10 protein-coding genes are annotated in these 13,367 nt (G+C 45.2%); 4 read left to right on the forward strand and 6 right to left on the reverse strand.

Annotation, left to right across the window (positions count from 1 at the left end; genetic code table 11):
• Window positions 1–601: 601 nt before the first annotated feature.
• Window positions 602–811, forward strand: a complete 210-nt coding sequence (locus AACQ17_RS08270; RefSeq protein ID WP_010318975.1) for a cold-shock protein — start codon at window positions 602–604, stop codon at window positions 809–811.
• Between the two features lie 71 nt (window positions 812–882).
• Window positions 883–1,428, forward strand: coding sequence for a YaeQ family protein (locus AACQ17_RS08275; protein WP_094146804.1), 546 nt, complete (start codon window positions 883–885; stop codon window positions 1,426–1,428).
• Between the two features lie 188 nt (window positions 1,429–1,616).
• On the opposite strand, the gene hmpA is transcribed toward AACQ17_RS08275, so the two are convergent.
• The gene (gene hmpA / locus AACQ17_RS08280; protein ID WP_094146805.1) at window positions 1,617–2,804 is read right to left on the reverse strand and encodes an NO-inducible flavohemoprotein; all 1,188 of its coding nucleotides are present in this window, start codon (window positions 2,802–2,804) and stop codon (window positions 1,617–1,619) included.
• 204 nt (window positions 2,805–3,008) lie between these two features.
• Here hmpA and norR point away from each other — a divergent pair, with 204 nt between their 5' ends.
• Window positions 3,009–4,595 (forward strand): nitric oxide reductase transcriptional regulator NorR, encoded by a 1,587-nt coding sequence (gene norR / locus AACQ17_RS08285; protein WP_088729746.1) that lies wholly within the window; start codon window positions 3,009–3,011, stop codon window positions 4,593–4,595.
• Between the two features lie 93 nt (window positions 4,596–4,688).
• On the opposite strand, the gene AACQ17_RS08290 is transcribed toward norR, so the two are convergent.
• The 4 genes from AACQ17_RS08290 to AACQ17_RS08305 all read right to left on the reverse strand — a co-directional run bounded on the left by AACQ17_RS08290 (window position 4,689) and on the right by AACQ17_RS08305 (window position 10,822).
• Window positions 4,689–5,567 carry a mechanosensitive ion channel family protein gene (locus tag AACQ17_RS08290; RefSeq protein WP_017047149.1) on the reverse strand — a complete coding sequence of 293 codons (879 nt, stop codon included), beginning with the start codon at window positions 5,565–5,567 and terminating at the stop codon, window positions 4,689–4,691.
• A gap of 210 nt (window positions 5,568–5,777) precedes the next feature.
• Window positions 5,778–7,010, reverse strand: coding sequence for a peptidase T (pepT, locus tag AACQ17_RS08295; RefSeq protein ID WP_038148339.1), 1,233 nt, complete (start codon window positions 7,008–7,010; stop codon window positions 5,778–5,780).
• Window positions 7,011–7,208: 198 nt separating this feature from the next.
• Entirely contained in the window at window positions 7,209–8,417 is a 1,209-nt protein-coding gene (locus tag AACQ17_RS08300) for a NupC/NupG family nucleoside CNT transporter (protein WP_013868046.1), read from the reverse strand.
• Window positions 8,418–9,004: 587 nt separating this feature from the next.
• Window positions 9,005–10,822: a hybrid-cluster NAD(P)-dependent oxidoreductase gene (locus tag AACQ17_RS08305; protein WP_094147557.1), complete on the reverse strand. Its 1,818-nt coding sequence runs from the start codon at window positions 10,820–10,822 to the stop codon at window positions 9,005–9,007.
• A 208-nt stretch (window positions 10,823–11,030) separates the two neighbouring features.
• Between AACQ17_RS08305 and pyrC the strand changes: the two genes are divergently transcribed.
• Window positions 11,031–12,059, forward strand: a complete 1,029-nt coding sequence (gene pyrC, locus AACQ17_RS08310; protein ID WP_017047152.1) for a dihydroorotase — start codon at window positions 11,031–11,033, stop codon at window positions 12,057–12,059.
• 73 nt (window positions 12,060–12,132) lie between these two features.
• On the opposite strand, the gene rlmC is transcribed toward pyrC, so the two are convergent.
• The gene (rlmC, locus tag AACQ17_RS08315; protein WP_166538069.1) at window positions 12,133–13,281 is read right to left on the reverse strand and encodes a 23S rRNA (uracil(747)-C(5))-methyltransferase RlmC; all 1,149 of its coding nucleotides are present in this window, start codon (window positions 13,279–13,281) and stop codon (window positions 12,133–12,135) included.
• Window positions 13,282–13,367: the final 86 nt, after the last annotated feature.

Below are 13,367 nucleotides of genomic sequence, written 5' to 3' on the forward strand. Positions count from 1 at the left end.
AAAAAAACCCTTCAAAATGGAACTAATTGTAACAATTATTTAACCGAGTAAATATTTCATTGAAAGTACAAATTTGTGATGTGTACAGCGCAACGTTCCGAGTTGTCGCCAAAACAACTTAAAGATGCTATTTGATAGGGAAAAATTGCCTCAGTTTTGAGGAGAATCATTCAGCCAAAAAAGAGAGCCATTAAATAGGAAAGTAAACCTAACCCTTCTCCTCACTCAATGAACATTGGCCAGTAATAAACGGCTTCAACCATCGAACTCATCTGACCACTAACTCTGGCTAAAACTTCAACTATGTCAATGGGTAATAGAATAGTAATGTTAATTTCAAGCCTCATCATAAGAAAATGCAACATAGAGCATAAAACCTAACAATTTTAAGAAAGTTTTTCGAGTTTTATCGAGTTATGATTGACAAGATAAAAGTTTGAACTAGACTTTGCACTAGCTAGAAAGCAGTTCTTTGTATACACATACGTCTCGTTGGATTACTTGTAACTCCCCCGTCGTGTCGTACGCAATAGCAATCTACTTTTCCACGCTATCCGCGCCGTATTCGGCTGTAAAATTTTTTTTGATTTTGGGTATAAAAATGGCTAACACAGTTACTGGTACAGTAAAATGGTTCAACGAAACTAAAGGTTTCGGTTTCATTCAACAAGAAAACGGTCCAGACGTATTCGCACACTTCAGCCAAATTAAAGGTGACGGTTTCCGCACTCTTGCTGAAGGTCAAAAGGTAGAGTTTGAAGTAGCTCAAGGTCAAAAAGGCCCTCAAGCTGAAAACATCCGCCTAGTATAATTTTTTACTAAGTATTCTAATAGCCAGCAATTTGCTGGCTATTTTCGTTTTTACCTCTTGGCATTCTTCCAATGGCTCTTAAACCGACAATCTATAAGTTCCGTATTGCGCTGACGGATACTAATCGCGATCATTATGACTCTTTAAATCTCACCATTGCTCAGCATCCTTCAGAAAGCAACGCACGAATGATGGCGCGCATTTTGGCGTTTTGTCTTAATGCTTCACCCGAGCTAACATTCACTAGAGGACTTTCTTCCATTGAAGAACCTGATCTCTGGCTAAAATCATTAGATGACCAAATTCAGCTCTGGATTGAAGTCGGCGAACCCGATGCTGATCGCATTAAAAAAGCCACACGGCTTGCAAAACAGGTGAAAGTCTACAGCTTTAACACGAAATCACAGGTTTGGTGGGAGCAGAACAAGGGAAAGTTCTCTCACCTCAATGTCGATCTCTTTCGCTTTGATGCTGCAGCGACTGAAAAACTCTCTACTTCCTTGAACCGAGGTATGGATATTTCAGTGATGATTAGTGGGTCTTCTATCTTTATTGATAGCGATAGCCATTCCGATGAAATTACTTGGCAAGCACTACAAATAAAAAGTGAGCATTAATTCCCAGCCCACTTTTCAGTATCTATACCCAAACAACTTGAAGTTGCAGGTAGACGGCAAGTGAGCTCATCCCCATGAGCATAGATGAACTATGTGATTAGGGTAAGCGAACGTAACCAACACCGCTGCAGCTTTAAATGGGAATCTAGGCCCTTAAAAGAGCCTAGATTGAGATAGCGCTTTATACTTTATAAATAGGCGTGTGGACCAAAGACTTCGTAATGGATACGCTCTCTTGCTACGCCAAGCAATTCAAGCTGTTCAACAATGAACTGCATAAAACCAACGGGGCCACAGATATAAAAATCCCCCTGTGTTAGCGGCAGTTGCTCACAAACTTCATGCAAGATCATAGAACCTTGCTTAGCTGGTGTTTGCTCACTTTCCAGATACCAGACCACTTGCTGCCATGATGGATGCACCGCCATTAATGTCGCGGTTTCATCAATAAAGGAGTGTTGTGATAAATTGTTGCAAGCATGCAGATACGTCACCTCTTTTTTTCCTACTGACGCAAGCTGTTGAAGTATGGCTTGCATCGGTGTTGCCCCGACACCTGCAGAGATAAGTACAACGGGAGCGAGCTTCTCAACATAGAAAAAATCACCCGCTGGCGCATAAAGTTTCACTCGACTGCCTTTTTCAACGTAATCATGTAAATAGTTAGAGACTGTCCCAGGATGTCCAGTATCCACGCCTTCACGCTTCACAGAAATGCGGTAGTTTTTTCCATTGGGTTTTTGTGACAAGGAATATTGACGAATTTCACTGTATGACGCACCTTCCGGCTTAAGTTCAATCCCAATATACTGACCAACCTGATAATCTAATACTGCTTTGCCATCAGCAGGCTCAAAGATAAAGCTAGTGACGAATTCAGACTCTTTCACTTTATCTTGCAACACAAACTCACGCGCATTCTCCCAACCACCGATCGCCTGCTTACGCTGTAAATACAACTCCCCTTCTCTATCAATAAAGACTTGCGCTAAAAAGAGATAAGCCGCCGTCCATGCTGCTTCAACGTCAGGAGTAAAGGCATCAGCAGCAAGCTCTCGCAACGTTTCAATAAGGTGATGACCGACGATTTGATAGTGCTCTGGCTGAATGTTAAAGCTGGTGTGCTTTTGGGCAATACGTTCCACTGCACTGGTTAATGCGGCGAGATTTTCAATATTTTTCGCATACGCGGCAATCGCCTCAAACAGTGCAACGCCCTGACGGCCAGTATGTTGATGGGTCATATTAAAAATATCTTTTAGCTCAGAATTGTGAGTAAACATTCTCTGATAGAAATGAGCCGTAAGCGCTGACCCGGCAGATTCAAGCAAAGGAATGGTACTTTTGACAATGGCGATGTGTTGATTATTGAGCATATTGAGCTTTCTCCTCAGATTTTATAAATGGCGAATTAGATTCGCTCTGATACTGAAGCTTGTATAGCACAAAGCATACCAACATTAATCCATTGATTTTTAAATAAAAAATAATAAATCATTAAATAATCAGGTCAAAATAACACTTCAAAAAAATGTCATTATGACACTACAATATCCAAAAACATCACCTGAGTGCTTACCATGCAAGATTTTTCCATCTCTACCTTGATTGAAATGACCATAGGACTCGCAAGTGGTTTGAACGATCAAGATAGGTTCAATCGCCTGCTTGATGCGATTCGTAAAACCATTCAATGCGACTGTGTGATGCTGCTTTCACGCCAAGGTGATTTGTTAATCCCCCTTGCGATGCAAGGCTTGACTCGCGATACCTTAGGCCGACGCTTTTTAATTGATGAACATCCCCGCTTTCGTGAGATTTGCCACGCTGATGGGCCGGTTATTTTCGATGCAAATTCACCACTACCCGATCCTTTCGATGGTTTATTAATGGATCATGATGGCGACCTTCCCATGCACTCTTGTATGGGCCTACCCCTTTTATTTGGTGATAAACTGCTCGGTATATTGACGCTTGATAGCCTTAATCCCAACATGTTTGAGCATATTCCCAAACGCAGCCTAGAAGCGTTGTCGGCAATCGCGGCCTCTACCTTGAAAATGGCACTGACCTTTTCTCAACTTGAAGCACAAGCCAAACAATCACAGCAACGCTTAGAAGAGCTGAATGAAGAAGCATGGGACAGAGAAGGTGGAGAGATCATCGGTTCAAGTGCGTCGATGCTGGCCATGAAAGCCGATTTGGAAGTGGTCGCCCCTTCTAATTTCAACATTTTAATCCATGGTGAAACGGGTGTCGGTAAAGAGCTGGTCGCACGAACACTGCACCAACTATCAGCGCGTAAACGCCAACCTCTTATTTATGTCAACTGCGCCGCAATTCCAGAAAACTTGGTCGAAAGTGAACTATTTGGGCATGTCAAAGGAGCCTTTACTGGAGCAGAACGGCATCGCTTAGGCAAGTTTGCATTAGCCGACGGTGGAACCTTATTTCTCGATGAAATCGGTGAACTGCCACTGGCTGCCCAAAGCAAGATTTTACGTGCATTGCAGAACAATGAAATTCAGCCCGTAGGACAAGATCATGTCCAAACTATTGATGTACGGATATTGGCAGCGACAAATCGAGATTTAAAGCAAGAGGTGGAAGCGGGAAGATTCCGAGCCGATCTTTACCATCGACTCAGCGTATACCCTGTTCATATCCCTCCGCTAAGAGAGCGAAATGGTGACGTTACCTTGTTGGCAGGTTATTTTTTAGAGCAAGCGCGTCGCAAGCTCGGTATCACACAGCTCAAAATCGATCCCAACGCACTGGCTGGGTTACTCAACTACTCATGGCCCGGTAATGTTCGCGAATTAGAACACGTGATCAACCGCGCAGCGCTGAAAGCACGAGCCAGACAAGGCTTACAAGCGTTGATCACCGTCAACAGCTACGACATAGGTGAGTTAGATTTCAGCCTACCCCTGGTTAACACGCCAAGTACGTTGAGCGACAAAGAGGTCACAGCGAAGGTGTGGCAACGTGGGCTGCGAGAAGCAACGGATGAATATCAGCGTAAATTGATCAGTGAAGCATTGACCCAATCCGATTTTAATTGGGCAAAAGCGGGAAGATTATTGCAAGTGGATCGCGCGAATCTCACTCGGCTTTCAAAACGCTTAGGGATTTCGGTGAAAAAAACACACGCAATTGAGCGTTAATCTCACTTTCATCACTAATATATCTTTTCTCACCCAAACAGTAATTGCAGGTAAGACGCTCACCATACTGTGTGAGCGCTCATTATTCAGCCGCTAGCTACCCACTTCACTCGGCAGCACTTCTGTTGCAACTAAAGCACGTGGAAATGCGTTTTCATATGCTTGCATAAAGTCTTGGCGGATCAGTTGCTCTAAATGGTTGGCCCGCTCTGTTGGGCAAAAAATCATGAAATGCACGATCTGTTCTCCTGCGGCTGCGCTGCTGATCTGAATGTGCGGCTCAGCACTGGGCAAATCTACACCCGCATGTTTTTCAATCATGCTGTTATAGCGCCTTGCAACATCAATAAAGTGGGCAAAGTGGCTCTCAATCTTTTCATGCATAATCGGTAATAAAGGATACAAATTTACAAATTCAGGCACTACTATCGAAAAGTTATGAAACACATAACGCTTCATAAAATTAAGGTTTTTTACCGGAAACGAGAAGAACATACTGTTTGGCAAGGTCGCGGTTTTTCCAGTGTAGTGGTATTGACCATGATTCAAGTCGATTTCTTGGATCACGGTTGCCATCAAGTTGTGTTCGATCACTTCACCGCTCAGTTTTCCGACTTCAATCCAATCCCCGATACGAAATGAGCGAGAGCTCGCTCGCTGAATTGAACCCGTAAAACACAAGATGATCTCTTTTGATGCGACTACAATGGCGACCGCTATCGCAGTCACTGACAGTGCAAATTCGTTGATCTCCGATTGCCACAATACGAAGAGGATGACCAAAGTAAACGCAAAGGTGCCATTCTTGGTGCGTGACATCCATTTACGCTGCTTTTCGGTAATCAGTGCGACATCGCCACGAATTTGAGAAAGCACAACTCGCCGCGTCAAAATAATCAACGTCATGATTAAAATACTAAACACCAATTTATGAGTGATAAGAAAGTCCCACACCGCGACCACTTTCTCCATATCAATCCCCTTCTTTTATTTTTATGCATAATGAGCAGCAACACATCTAAGCCACTAGAGAGCAGCAGATTGAGATCGTGTTAGAAATTTTAGAAAGGTATTGTAACTGAGTGAATAGTTAACGTCGGCATAAGGCGCAATTATTATGCGCCCTGTCATAGCTTTGGAAGAGAAACTCCCTTTGAGATTGGCGAAAGGAAAGGTTTGTTATCAGTGTTGATTCGCCAACGCTGTCTTTTCAGCCAGTTTTACAATCACGTTTACCGCTTGTTCCATCCCTTCAATGGTAATGAACTCATGAATACCATGAAAATTATAACCGCCAGTGAAAATATTAGGGCATGGCAGGCCCATGAATGAGAGCCTCGCACCATCCGTACCACCTCGAATAGGTTTGATCAGCGGTTCAACATCACAAGCAATCATGGCTTGTTTAGCCAGTTCAATGACTTGTGAATGAGGCTCGACCATCTCTTTCATATTAAAATAGCTGTCCGTCACAACCAACTCAACTCGTCCTTTCTCAAGACGGGCATTTAACTGGTCCACTTGCTGCTGCATAAACGCTTTACGAGCTTCCAAGCCTTCTCGTTCAAAGTCTCTAATAATGTAACCCAAGGTTGAGCGAGCCACACTCATCTCTGCGGATTTTAAATGGTAAAAACCTTGATAGCCCTGCGTGGTCTCTGGGGTTTGATCGGCTGGCATCATAAGCTGAAATTGTGCGGCGATGTTGATGGCATTCACCATTTTATCTTTCGCGGTCCCAGGGTGAACATTCACGCCATAGCAAATAACATCGGCGCTCGCCGCATTGAAATTCTCATACTCCAACTCACCCACCGGGCCACCATCAATGGTATAAGCCCACTGTGCGCCAAACTTCTCCACATCAAATAAGTCCGCGCCACGGCCGATCTCTTCATCGGGAGTGAAACCGATACAAATATCACCATGTGCGATGCTTGGGTCGGCAATTAACCTCTCAATGGCCGTCATAATTTCAGCGATGCCTGCCTTATTATCGGCACCAAGCAGTGTGGTGCCGTCAGTCGTGATCAGATTGTAACCATGCAGTTGATGCAAATCCGGGTATTGAATAGGTGACAGCACCTCATCCCCTTTACCTAAAGCAATGTCTCCGCCTTGATAATTCTCCACAATTTGCGGCTTAACGTGTTTGCCTGACGCGTCTGGCGCAGTATCCATATGTGCAATAAAACCAATCGCAGGAACAGGGTAATCAACATTCGATTGCAACTTCGCCATAACATAGCCGTGTTCATCAACCGTAGCATCGGTTAAGCCTAATGCGATTAATTCTTCATGCAGTGTATGGGCAAACGTCATTTGCCCTACGGAACTCGGGCAACGGCGGCTGGCAGGGTGAGATTGAGTATCAAAAGAGACATAACGCAAAAAGCGTTCAACAAGATTTTCCATAGCAAGCACTCAATAAGTTAGCATGTCAGCGTATCGCCTATGTTGGGATACGCAGTTAATTGCAAGCTATACTACGCGCTCATCAGAAACGGAATTTGCTATAAATCAGCTTTTCAGCAATTACTGAGGTGTCAATCATTCAAAAAAGGGATCAAAAATGCCCACCGCAGTGAGCATTGAGAGAAGCAAACAGGGCGTTTAAAGCAGAATGAAAATGCCCGCTAGACATGCACTCATTAAGTTAGCTAGCGTACCTGCAATCACCGCTTTAATACCTAAATTCGCGACTTCTGCACGGCGTTCAGGAGCGATAACCCCGATAGAGCCTAATTGGATCGCGATAGAACCAATATTGGCAAAGCCGCACAGAGCAAAAGTAATGATAACTTGGGTGTGTTCCGACAACAGCGCTTTGTGGTCAACAAAATCAATGAAAGCCACAAATTCGTTCATCACCACTTTTTGCCCAATGTAAGAGCCCGCCATCAAGACTTCATGGCTTGGTACACCAATCAACCAAGCCAGTGGTGAAAATAGATAACCGAACAGCAGTTGTAAGGTAATGCCGTTCAAACCCAATAACTCACCGAAACTTTCAAGCCCAGTGTTAACCATCGCAATCACGCTCACAAATGCAACCAGCATTGTACCGACGGCCACCGCCACTTTCATGCCATTCATCGCCCCGCTCGCCAGTGCGTCAATCACATTACTCTCTTGCGCTTTATCCATCTCAATATTGGTTTGATCAAGTGGAACATCGCGCTCTGGTACGATGATTTTTGCCATCATTAAACTGCCGGGTGCCGCCATAAAACTGGCTGCAATAAGGTATTTAAGCTCAACACCTAGACCGGCATAGCCACCCAACACGCTACCTGCGACAGAGGCCATGCCTCCGGCCATGACGGCAAACAGTTCTGAACGTGTCATGCGCGACAAAAAGGGACGCACAAGCAGTGGTGATTCGCCTTGTGAAAGGAAAATGTTACCCGTAGCAACCAGAGATTCTGCTTTGCTCGTACCTAAAAATTTTTGAATACCACCACCGATAAACTCGATGACTTTTTGCATGATACCAAGGTAATAAAGGGCAGAGATAAGAGCGCTGAAGAAAATGATGATAGGCAGAACACGAACAGCAAAAATAAATCCGGAATCGGCTAAATCACCGAATAGAAAGCGGATTCCTGCATCGGCGAAACCCAGCAAACTCGACACACCGCCGCTGATGCTGGCTAGTGCGCTTTGTCCCCATGGGAAGTAGAGCACCAGCGCGGCAAAACCAACTTGCAGCAATAAAGCACGTGATACGGTTTTCCAATTGATGAAAGATCGATTTTCAGAGAGCAGGTAGGCGCAAGCGATCAGCGCTAAAATGCCGACGAGGCCAAAAAGAATATTCATTGTATTTACCTAGTTTGAAATTTGGAAATAAGGGTAGAACCAAAAAACTTGGCAAAGGAGGAATCATTGTCCTTTTGCACAACAAAAGCATGACAAAAAGAGGGGTATGCGAACATATTGTTCATCTAAGATCACCTTATACAAGCAGAGGAACTTAGCTGGTCCAGTCCTTGGGGTCATTCACATTTCCGTGTGACGGCTTGTATGGGTTGAGCACCGGCTCATAACCGGGCGGAAAGTATAGCGAACAAAATGAGAGTTTCATCACATATTTTTACGCAAACGTTCAAGCGCTCATTTATTCGACAGTTATTCTAAAAAAACATCAAACACAGGCAAGATTGGATGGAAAATAAACAAAAAAAATATGGAATTTTCATCACAAATTTAAACTAATTTAACTATATAAAAACGAATAATTGGTATTTCTGCACTTTGCCAACTAGCTTTAAGAGAGTCACTTTCAAGAGACTGAAACGGTTTCGAATAAAAATCACTAGCAACGTCACGCCTCTTGCGGTCAACACTGACCCAAGAGGCATTTTTATTGGACAAAGTCACTGTAGTGCAACAGCGTGAGGCGAAAACTAGTTTACAACCTCAATATCGGTTTCAGGAATACAACAACACGCTAAAGCGAAACCAAGATGACGTTCATGCTCAGGCAGTGCTGGCACGTCAGGTTGATGCACTTTGCCCGACTGCACAGTCACCTTGCACGCACCACAGAACCCTGCTCGGCAACTGTTGGCAATCGCAATGCCAGCGGCTTCGGCTTGATCTAATAAGGTCGTTTGGTTATTACCCTCAAATACATGGCCATTGACGCTCAGTTGTAACGTTTTCAGCTCAGCTGCGACGGTGTGCGCCACACTAAATGCTTCTTGGTGGTAAGATTCTTCCGCAAGCCCTTTTTTCAACAATAAGCTTTTTGCTTTCTGCATAAAACCATCAGGCCCACACACAAACACTTGGCGAGCAGTCACATGTTGGATTTGCTTAAGATGGGATAAAGAGAGCCGACCTTTCAGCCCCAACCAATCGATGGGAGCTTGAGTAAGCGAAATGAAGACTTTCAACCCCGGATGTCGCTGCTTAAGCGCTTCAAGTTCAGCCCTGCAAGGAATATCCTCAATACCGCGGCATTGATGATAAAAGACCACATCTTGAATTTGTTGATTATCGGCAAGATAGCGCAACATCGATAACATAGGCGTCACGCCACTTCCAGCCGACAACAGTAACAACGGTTGTTGGTGCTGAGTCGACAGATGAAACGAGCCATCCGGTGATTGTGTGGTCAATGTACTTCCTACCCGCAAGTGATCAAGCAACCAGTTAGAAACTCTACCGCCATCAATACGTTTGACTGAAATCGCTAACCGACCCGGGCGCGATGGGCTAGATGACAAAGTGTAGCGGCGCGCCACGTTCTCGCCATCGATCACAACCTCGATTGGTAGGTGCTGCCCAGGTTGATAATTTGGCATTTCACCCTTTTTCGGCTCTAGCCAGAACGTGACAAAATCACGCGCAATCGCTTCACGCTCAACACAGGTCATCACATGGTGACTCATGCCCAAATCTCGATAAAACTCTTTCTCTTTGTACTCAAGCACCTCAACGCTGTCGCCAACTCGAATCATCCCCTCATTTTTTGCGACTAAATTTTGCCCAAAAAACACCCCACCTCTTTCGTTGGCACGAAATTGTGACAAGGTTCTTAGCGGCTCTTTGGTTGGACGAAAAGCCCCTTTATTCACATCAACAGTAGTGAGAATACAGCGTTCGCAAGGTTTTACCGCTTCAAATTCTACCTCACCAATTCGGATCCGCTTCCAGCTGTCTTCAGCGAAAGGCTCATCGGTTCGTACCACTAGATTGGTACGAAATTGATCCATGCTGTGCACTTCAGGGCTGCGGCGATTGAGTTCATCAAGTGAAGCTTGGCTGATGACCAGCACTGGATAGCCATCAGCAAAACTGACATTGTGACCCACTTTTTCACGCATTCGGTTTGATTGCTCTCCGGTAAACAGCAACTCAACACGCTGGCCTAACACTTGGCTAAACCAATCATCCGCTTCATCGGTTGTGGTGTAAGCGGTAAAGTTATCGTCCCACACTTGCGCTGGAGAAGGTTGCATTTTGAAATCTGCATAACGCAGTTTTAACGGAGATTGGTTCACCGCCGTGAAGATCAAACCATCCGCAACCAGTATTGAATTGACCTTAACCATCTTTGGATATTTACGCGCAGTGACCATTGAACCATCAGCTAACGCGATCATAAAGCGCCGATCAAAAGCCAGCCCCTGTTTTTCAACCCAAGCGGTGGACTGCGCGATACCGCCTATCGATTTGACTGGGTAGACGTTAATTTGTGAGAGTTGAGCTGACGACATGGCCTATCCTTATGCTTTTTTGAAGGTATTTTTATAACGCGATGATAATGGAAATCGCCAAAGCTGGCTAACCCTATGGAAAATAAAAGGATGAAATTCACCCCTGTTTCCTCTATCATCCTGTCGCTTAAACGTAAGCGATTGCGCGCACATTAAAAGCGAAGCCCGTTTAAGCTCCAATCAATTTATTTTCCGGTGGGAGCAACCAATGAAAACATTAACAATTACTCGTCCAGACGACTGGCATGTTCACTTACGTGATGGTGATGTGTTGGCCGATACAGTACGAGACATCAGTCGCTACAACGGCCGCGCACTGATCATGCCCAATACGGTCCCGCCGATCACCACCACAGAATTAGCATTAGCGTACCAACAGCGCATCATGGCGCAAAAACCACGTGATTCTTTCAAGCCACTCATGGCGCTTTATCTCACCGATAACACGACACCTGATGAGATCCGCAAAGCCAAAGCTTCTGGCGCTGTCGTGGCAGCCAAACTTTATCCGGCTGGGGCGACCACCAATTCAGATTCTGGCGTAACCTGCGCTCAAAATATTTACCCAGTATTAGAAGCGATGCAAGACGTTGGTATGCTGCTGCTGATTCATGGCGAAGTAACCGCTCACGATGTGGATATTTTTGACCGAGAAAAAGCCTTCCTTGATACAGTGCTTGCTCCTATTGTTAATGATTTCCCAAATCTGAAAATAGTGTTAGAACACATCACCACCGCCGATGCTGCCGAGTTTGTAAAAAATGCGAACCAGAATATAGCGGCAACGATCACGGCGCATCATCTACTTTATAACCGCAATCACATGCTTGCTGGTGGCATTCGTCCTCATTTTTACTGTTTGCCAATCCTTAAGCGCAACACCCACCAGCTTGCGCTGATTCAGGCAGCGACATCGGGCAATAAGAAATTTTTCTTGGGTACTGATTCTGCGCCTCATGCCAAAGGCAAAAAAGAAGCCGCTTGCGGCTGTGCTGGATCGTACACAGCGCACGCAGCCTTAGAGTTATACGCAGAGGTGTTTGAGCAAGTTGGTAAAATTGGCAACCTTGAAGCGTTTGCCAGTCACAATGGCCCTGATTTTTACGGCCTACCCCGTAATAACGACACCGTTACTTTGGTAAAAGAAGAGTGGCCAGTTGCTGAAAGTATGCCATTTGGCTCAGATATTGTGGTGCCGATCCGCGCCGGTGAAACGGTCGCGTGGGCAGTAAAATAGCCCATTAATGCATCAAAAAGGGAAGCCGCGGCTTCCCTCTCTTTATCATTATCATTTTTGCACCACACAGCGCTTATCTCAGCTTAGGCTGACGCTCTAACAGCACCATCACTTCGCTATGATCGGTATGTGGAAACATATCAAACCATTGCAGTTTTTTGGGTAAGTAGCCCACCATACCTTGCATATCAGTGATCAGCGTTTGCGGGTTACAGCTTGAGTAAATGATGTGTTTGGGTGATAAAGCCACCAATCGCTCAACTAATTCAGTCCCTAAACCACGACGCGGTGGGTTGACTAGCACTAGCTCAGGCGCGGTTGATTGAGCCTGTGAGAATTGGGCAGAATCCAGCGCAGCAAAGTCTAAATTGGTAATGCCCATCGTCTTGGCAGAGCGTTTAGCACTGGCGATCGCTTCTGGTTCAATTTCAATTCCTGTGACTGCCGTAGTTGGACTGGCACAATGTAAGGCAAAACCGCCCACGCCACAAAACAGATCCCACATGTGACTTGGGTTTATCTCTCTCACCCAATCACTCGCCGCCGCGTACAACTGCTTCGCTACATGCGGGTTGGTTTGGAAAAAACTTTTCGGGCGGATAACCATAGGCACCTGATTAAACTGCTCAATCAAATACTCACGCTCGGTTAAAAAAATCTCTTCTTCACCTTCTAGGCGCGCCATGTGGATGGGTTGAAGGTTAACTGAGACGACGTGAATGGTTGGAAACTGCGCCTGAAGCCGCGCGAGGTTTTGCTCAACTCGGCCTAAAGCTTCGCGGCTTCTCAGTACGAAACGCAGCATAAACTCACCTGAATATTCGCTGCGTGTGAGCAATATGTATTTGAGTTCGCCTTTCTTCTTGGCTTTATTATAGGGAGGAATGCCCGAGCTACGGATCCAATCTTGTAGATAAGTTAATAGCGCTTGTGTCTCTTGTGGGTAGAGAGCACATTGCACTAACGACACGGGCGTTGATTGCCCATCAACCATGGATTCAACACCCAAGATCGGTGCATGAGCCGCGCCAAGAGCCACCATTTTCGCTTTGTTACGAAAACCCGTCTCTTCACTTATGACAGGTTCTAGCCACTGCTGTGGCATCTGCGTTGAAAACAGCGCTTTTAGTGCCAAATCTTTGCGCTTCACCTGCTCTGAATAAGAAACCGCGCAATGAGTACAAGAACGGCACAGCTGTTGATCAAAAAACGCACACTGCATAATGGGAACTGCCAAAAACGAAAAGCGCTAGTCTATTCGTCTGCGGGCAAATCACCATTCAATATGATTATCATCACCATAAAAAA

This window comes from Vibrio sp. V10_P2A27P122, assembly GCF_963874335.1.
GTDB classification, from domain to species: domain Bacteria; phylum Pseudomonadota; class Gammaproteobacteria; order Enterobacterales; family Vibrionaceae; genus Vibrio; species Vibrio anguillarum.

Excerpts from the sequence above, each read along its gene's own strand:
- AACQ17_RS08270 (WP_010318975.1), top strand. The coding sequence starts at position 602 with ATGGCTAACACAGTTACTGGTACAGTAAAATGGTTCAACGAAACTAAA.
- AACQ17_RS08275 (WP_094146804.1), top strand. The coding sequence starts at position 883 with ATGGCTCTTAAACCGACAATCTATAAGTTCCGTATTGCGCTGACGGAT.
- hmpA (WP_094146805.1), bottom strand. The coding sequence starts at position 2,804 with ATGCTCAATAATCAACACATCGCCATTGTCAAAAGTACCATTCCTTTG.
- norR (WP_088729746.1), top strand. The coding sequence starts at position 3,009 with ATGCAAGATTTTTCCATCTCTACCTTGATTGAAATGACCATAGGACTC.
- AACQ17_RS08290 (WP_017047149.1), bottom strand. The coding sequence starts at position 5,567 with ATGGAGAAAGTGGTCGCGGTGTGGGACTTTCTTATCACTCATAAATTG.
- pepT (WP_038148339.1), bottom strand. The coding sequence starts at position 7,010 with ATGGAAAATCTTGTTGAACGCTTTTTGCGTTATGTCTCTTTTGATACT.
- AACQ17_RS08300 (WP_013868046.1), bottom strand. The coding sequence starts at position 8,417 with ATGAATATTCTTTTTGGCCTCGTCGGCATTTTAGCGCTGATCGCTTGC.
- AACQ17_RS08305 (WP_094147557.1), bottom strand. The coding sequence starts at position 10,822 with ATGTCGTCAGCTCAACTCTCACAAATTAACGTCTACCCAGTCAAATCG.
- pyrC (WP_017047152.1), top strand. The coding sequence starts at position 11,031 with ATGAAAACATTAACAATTACTCGTCCAGACGACTGGCATGTTCACTTA.
- rlmC (WP_166538069.1), bottom strand. The coding sequence starts at position 13,281 with ATGCAGTGTGCGTTTTTTGATCAACAGCTGTGCCGTTCTTGTACTCAT.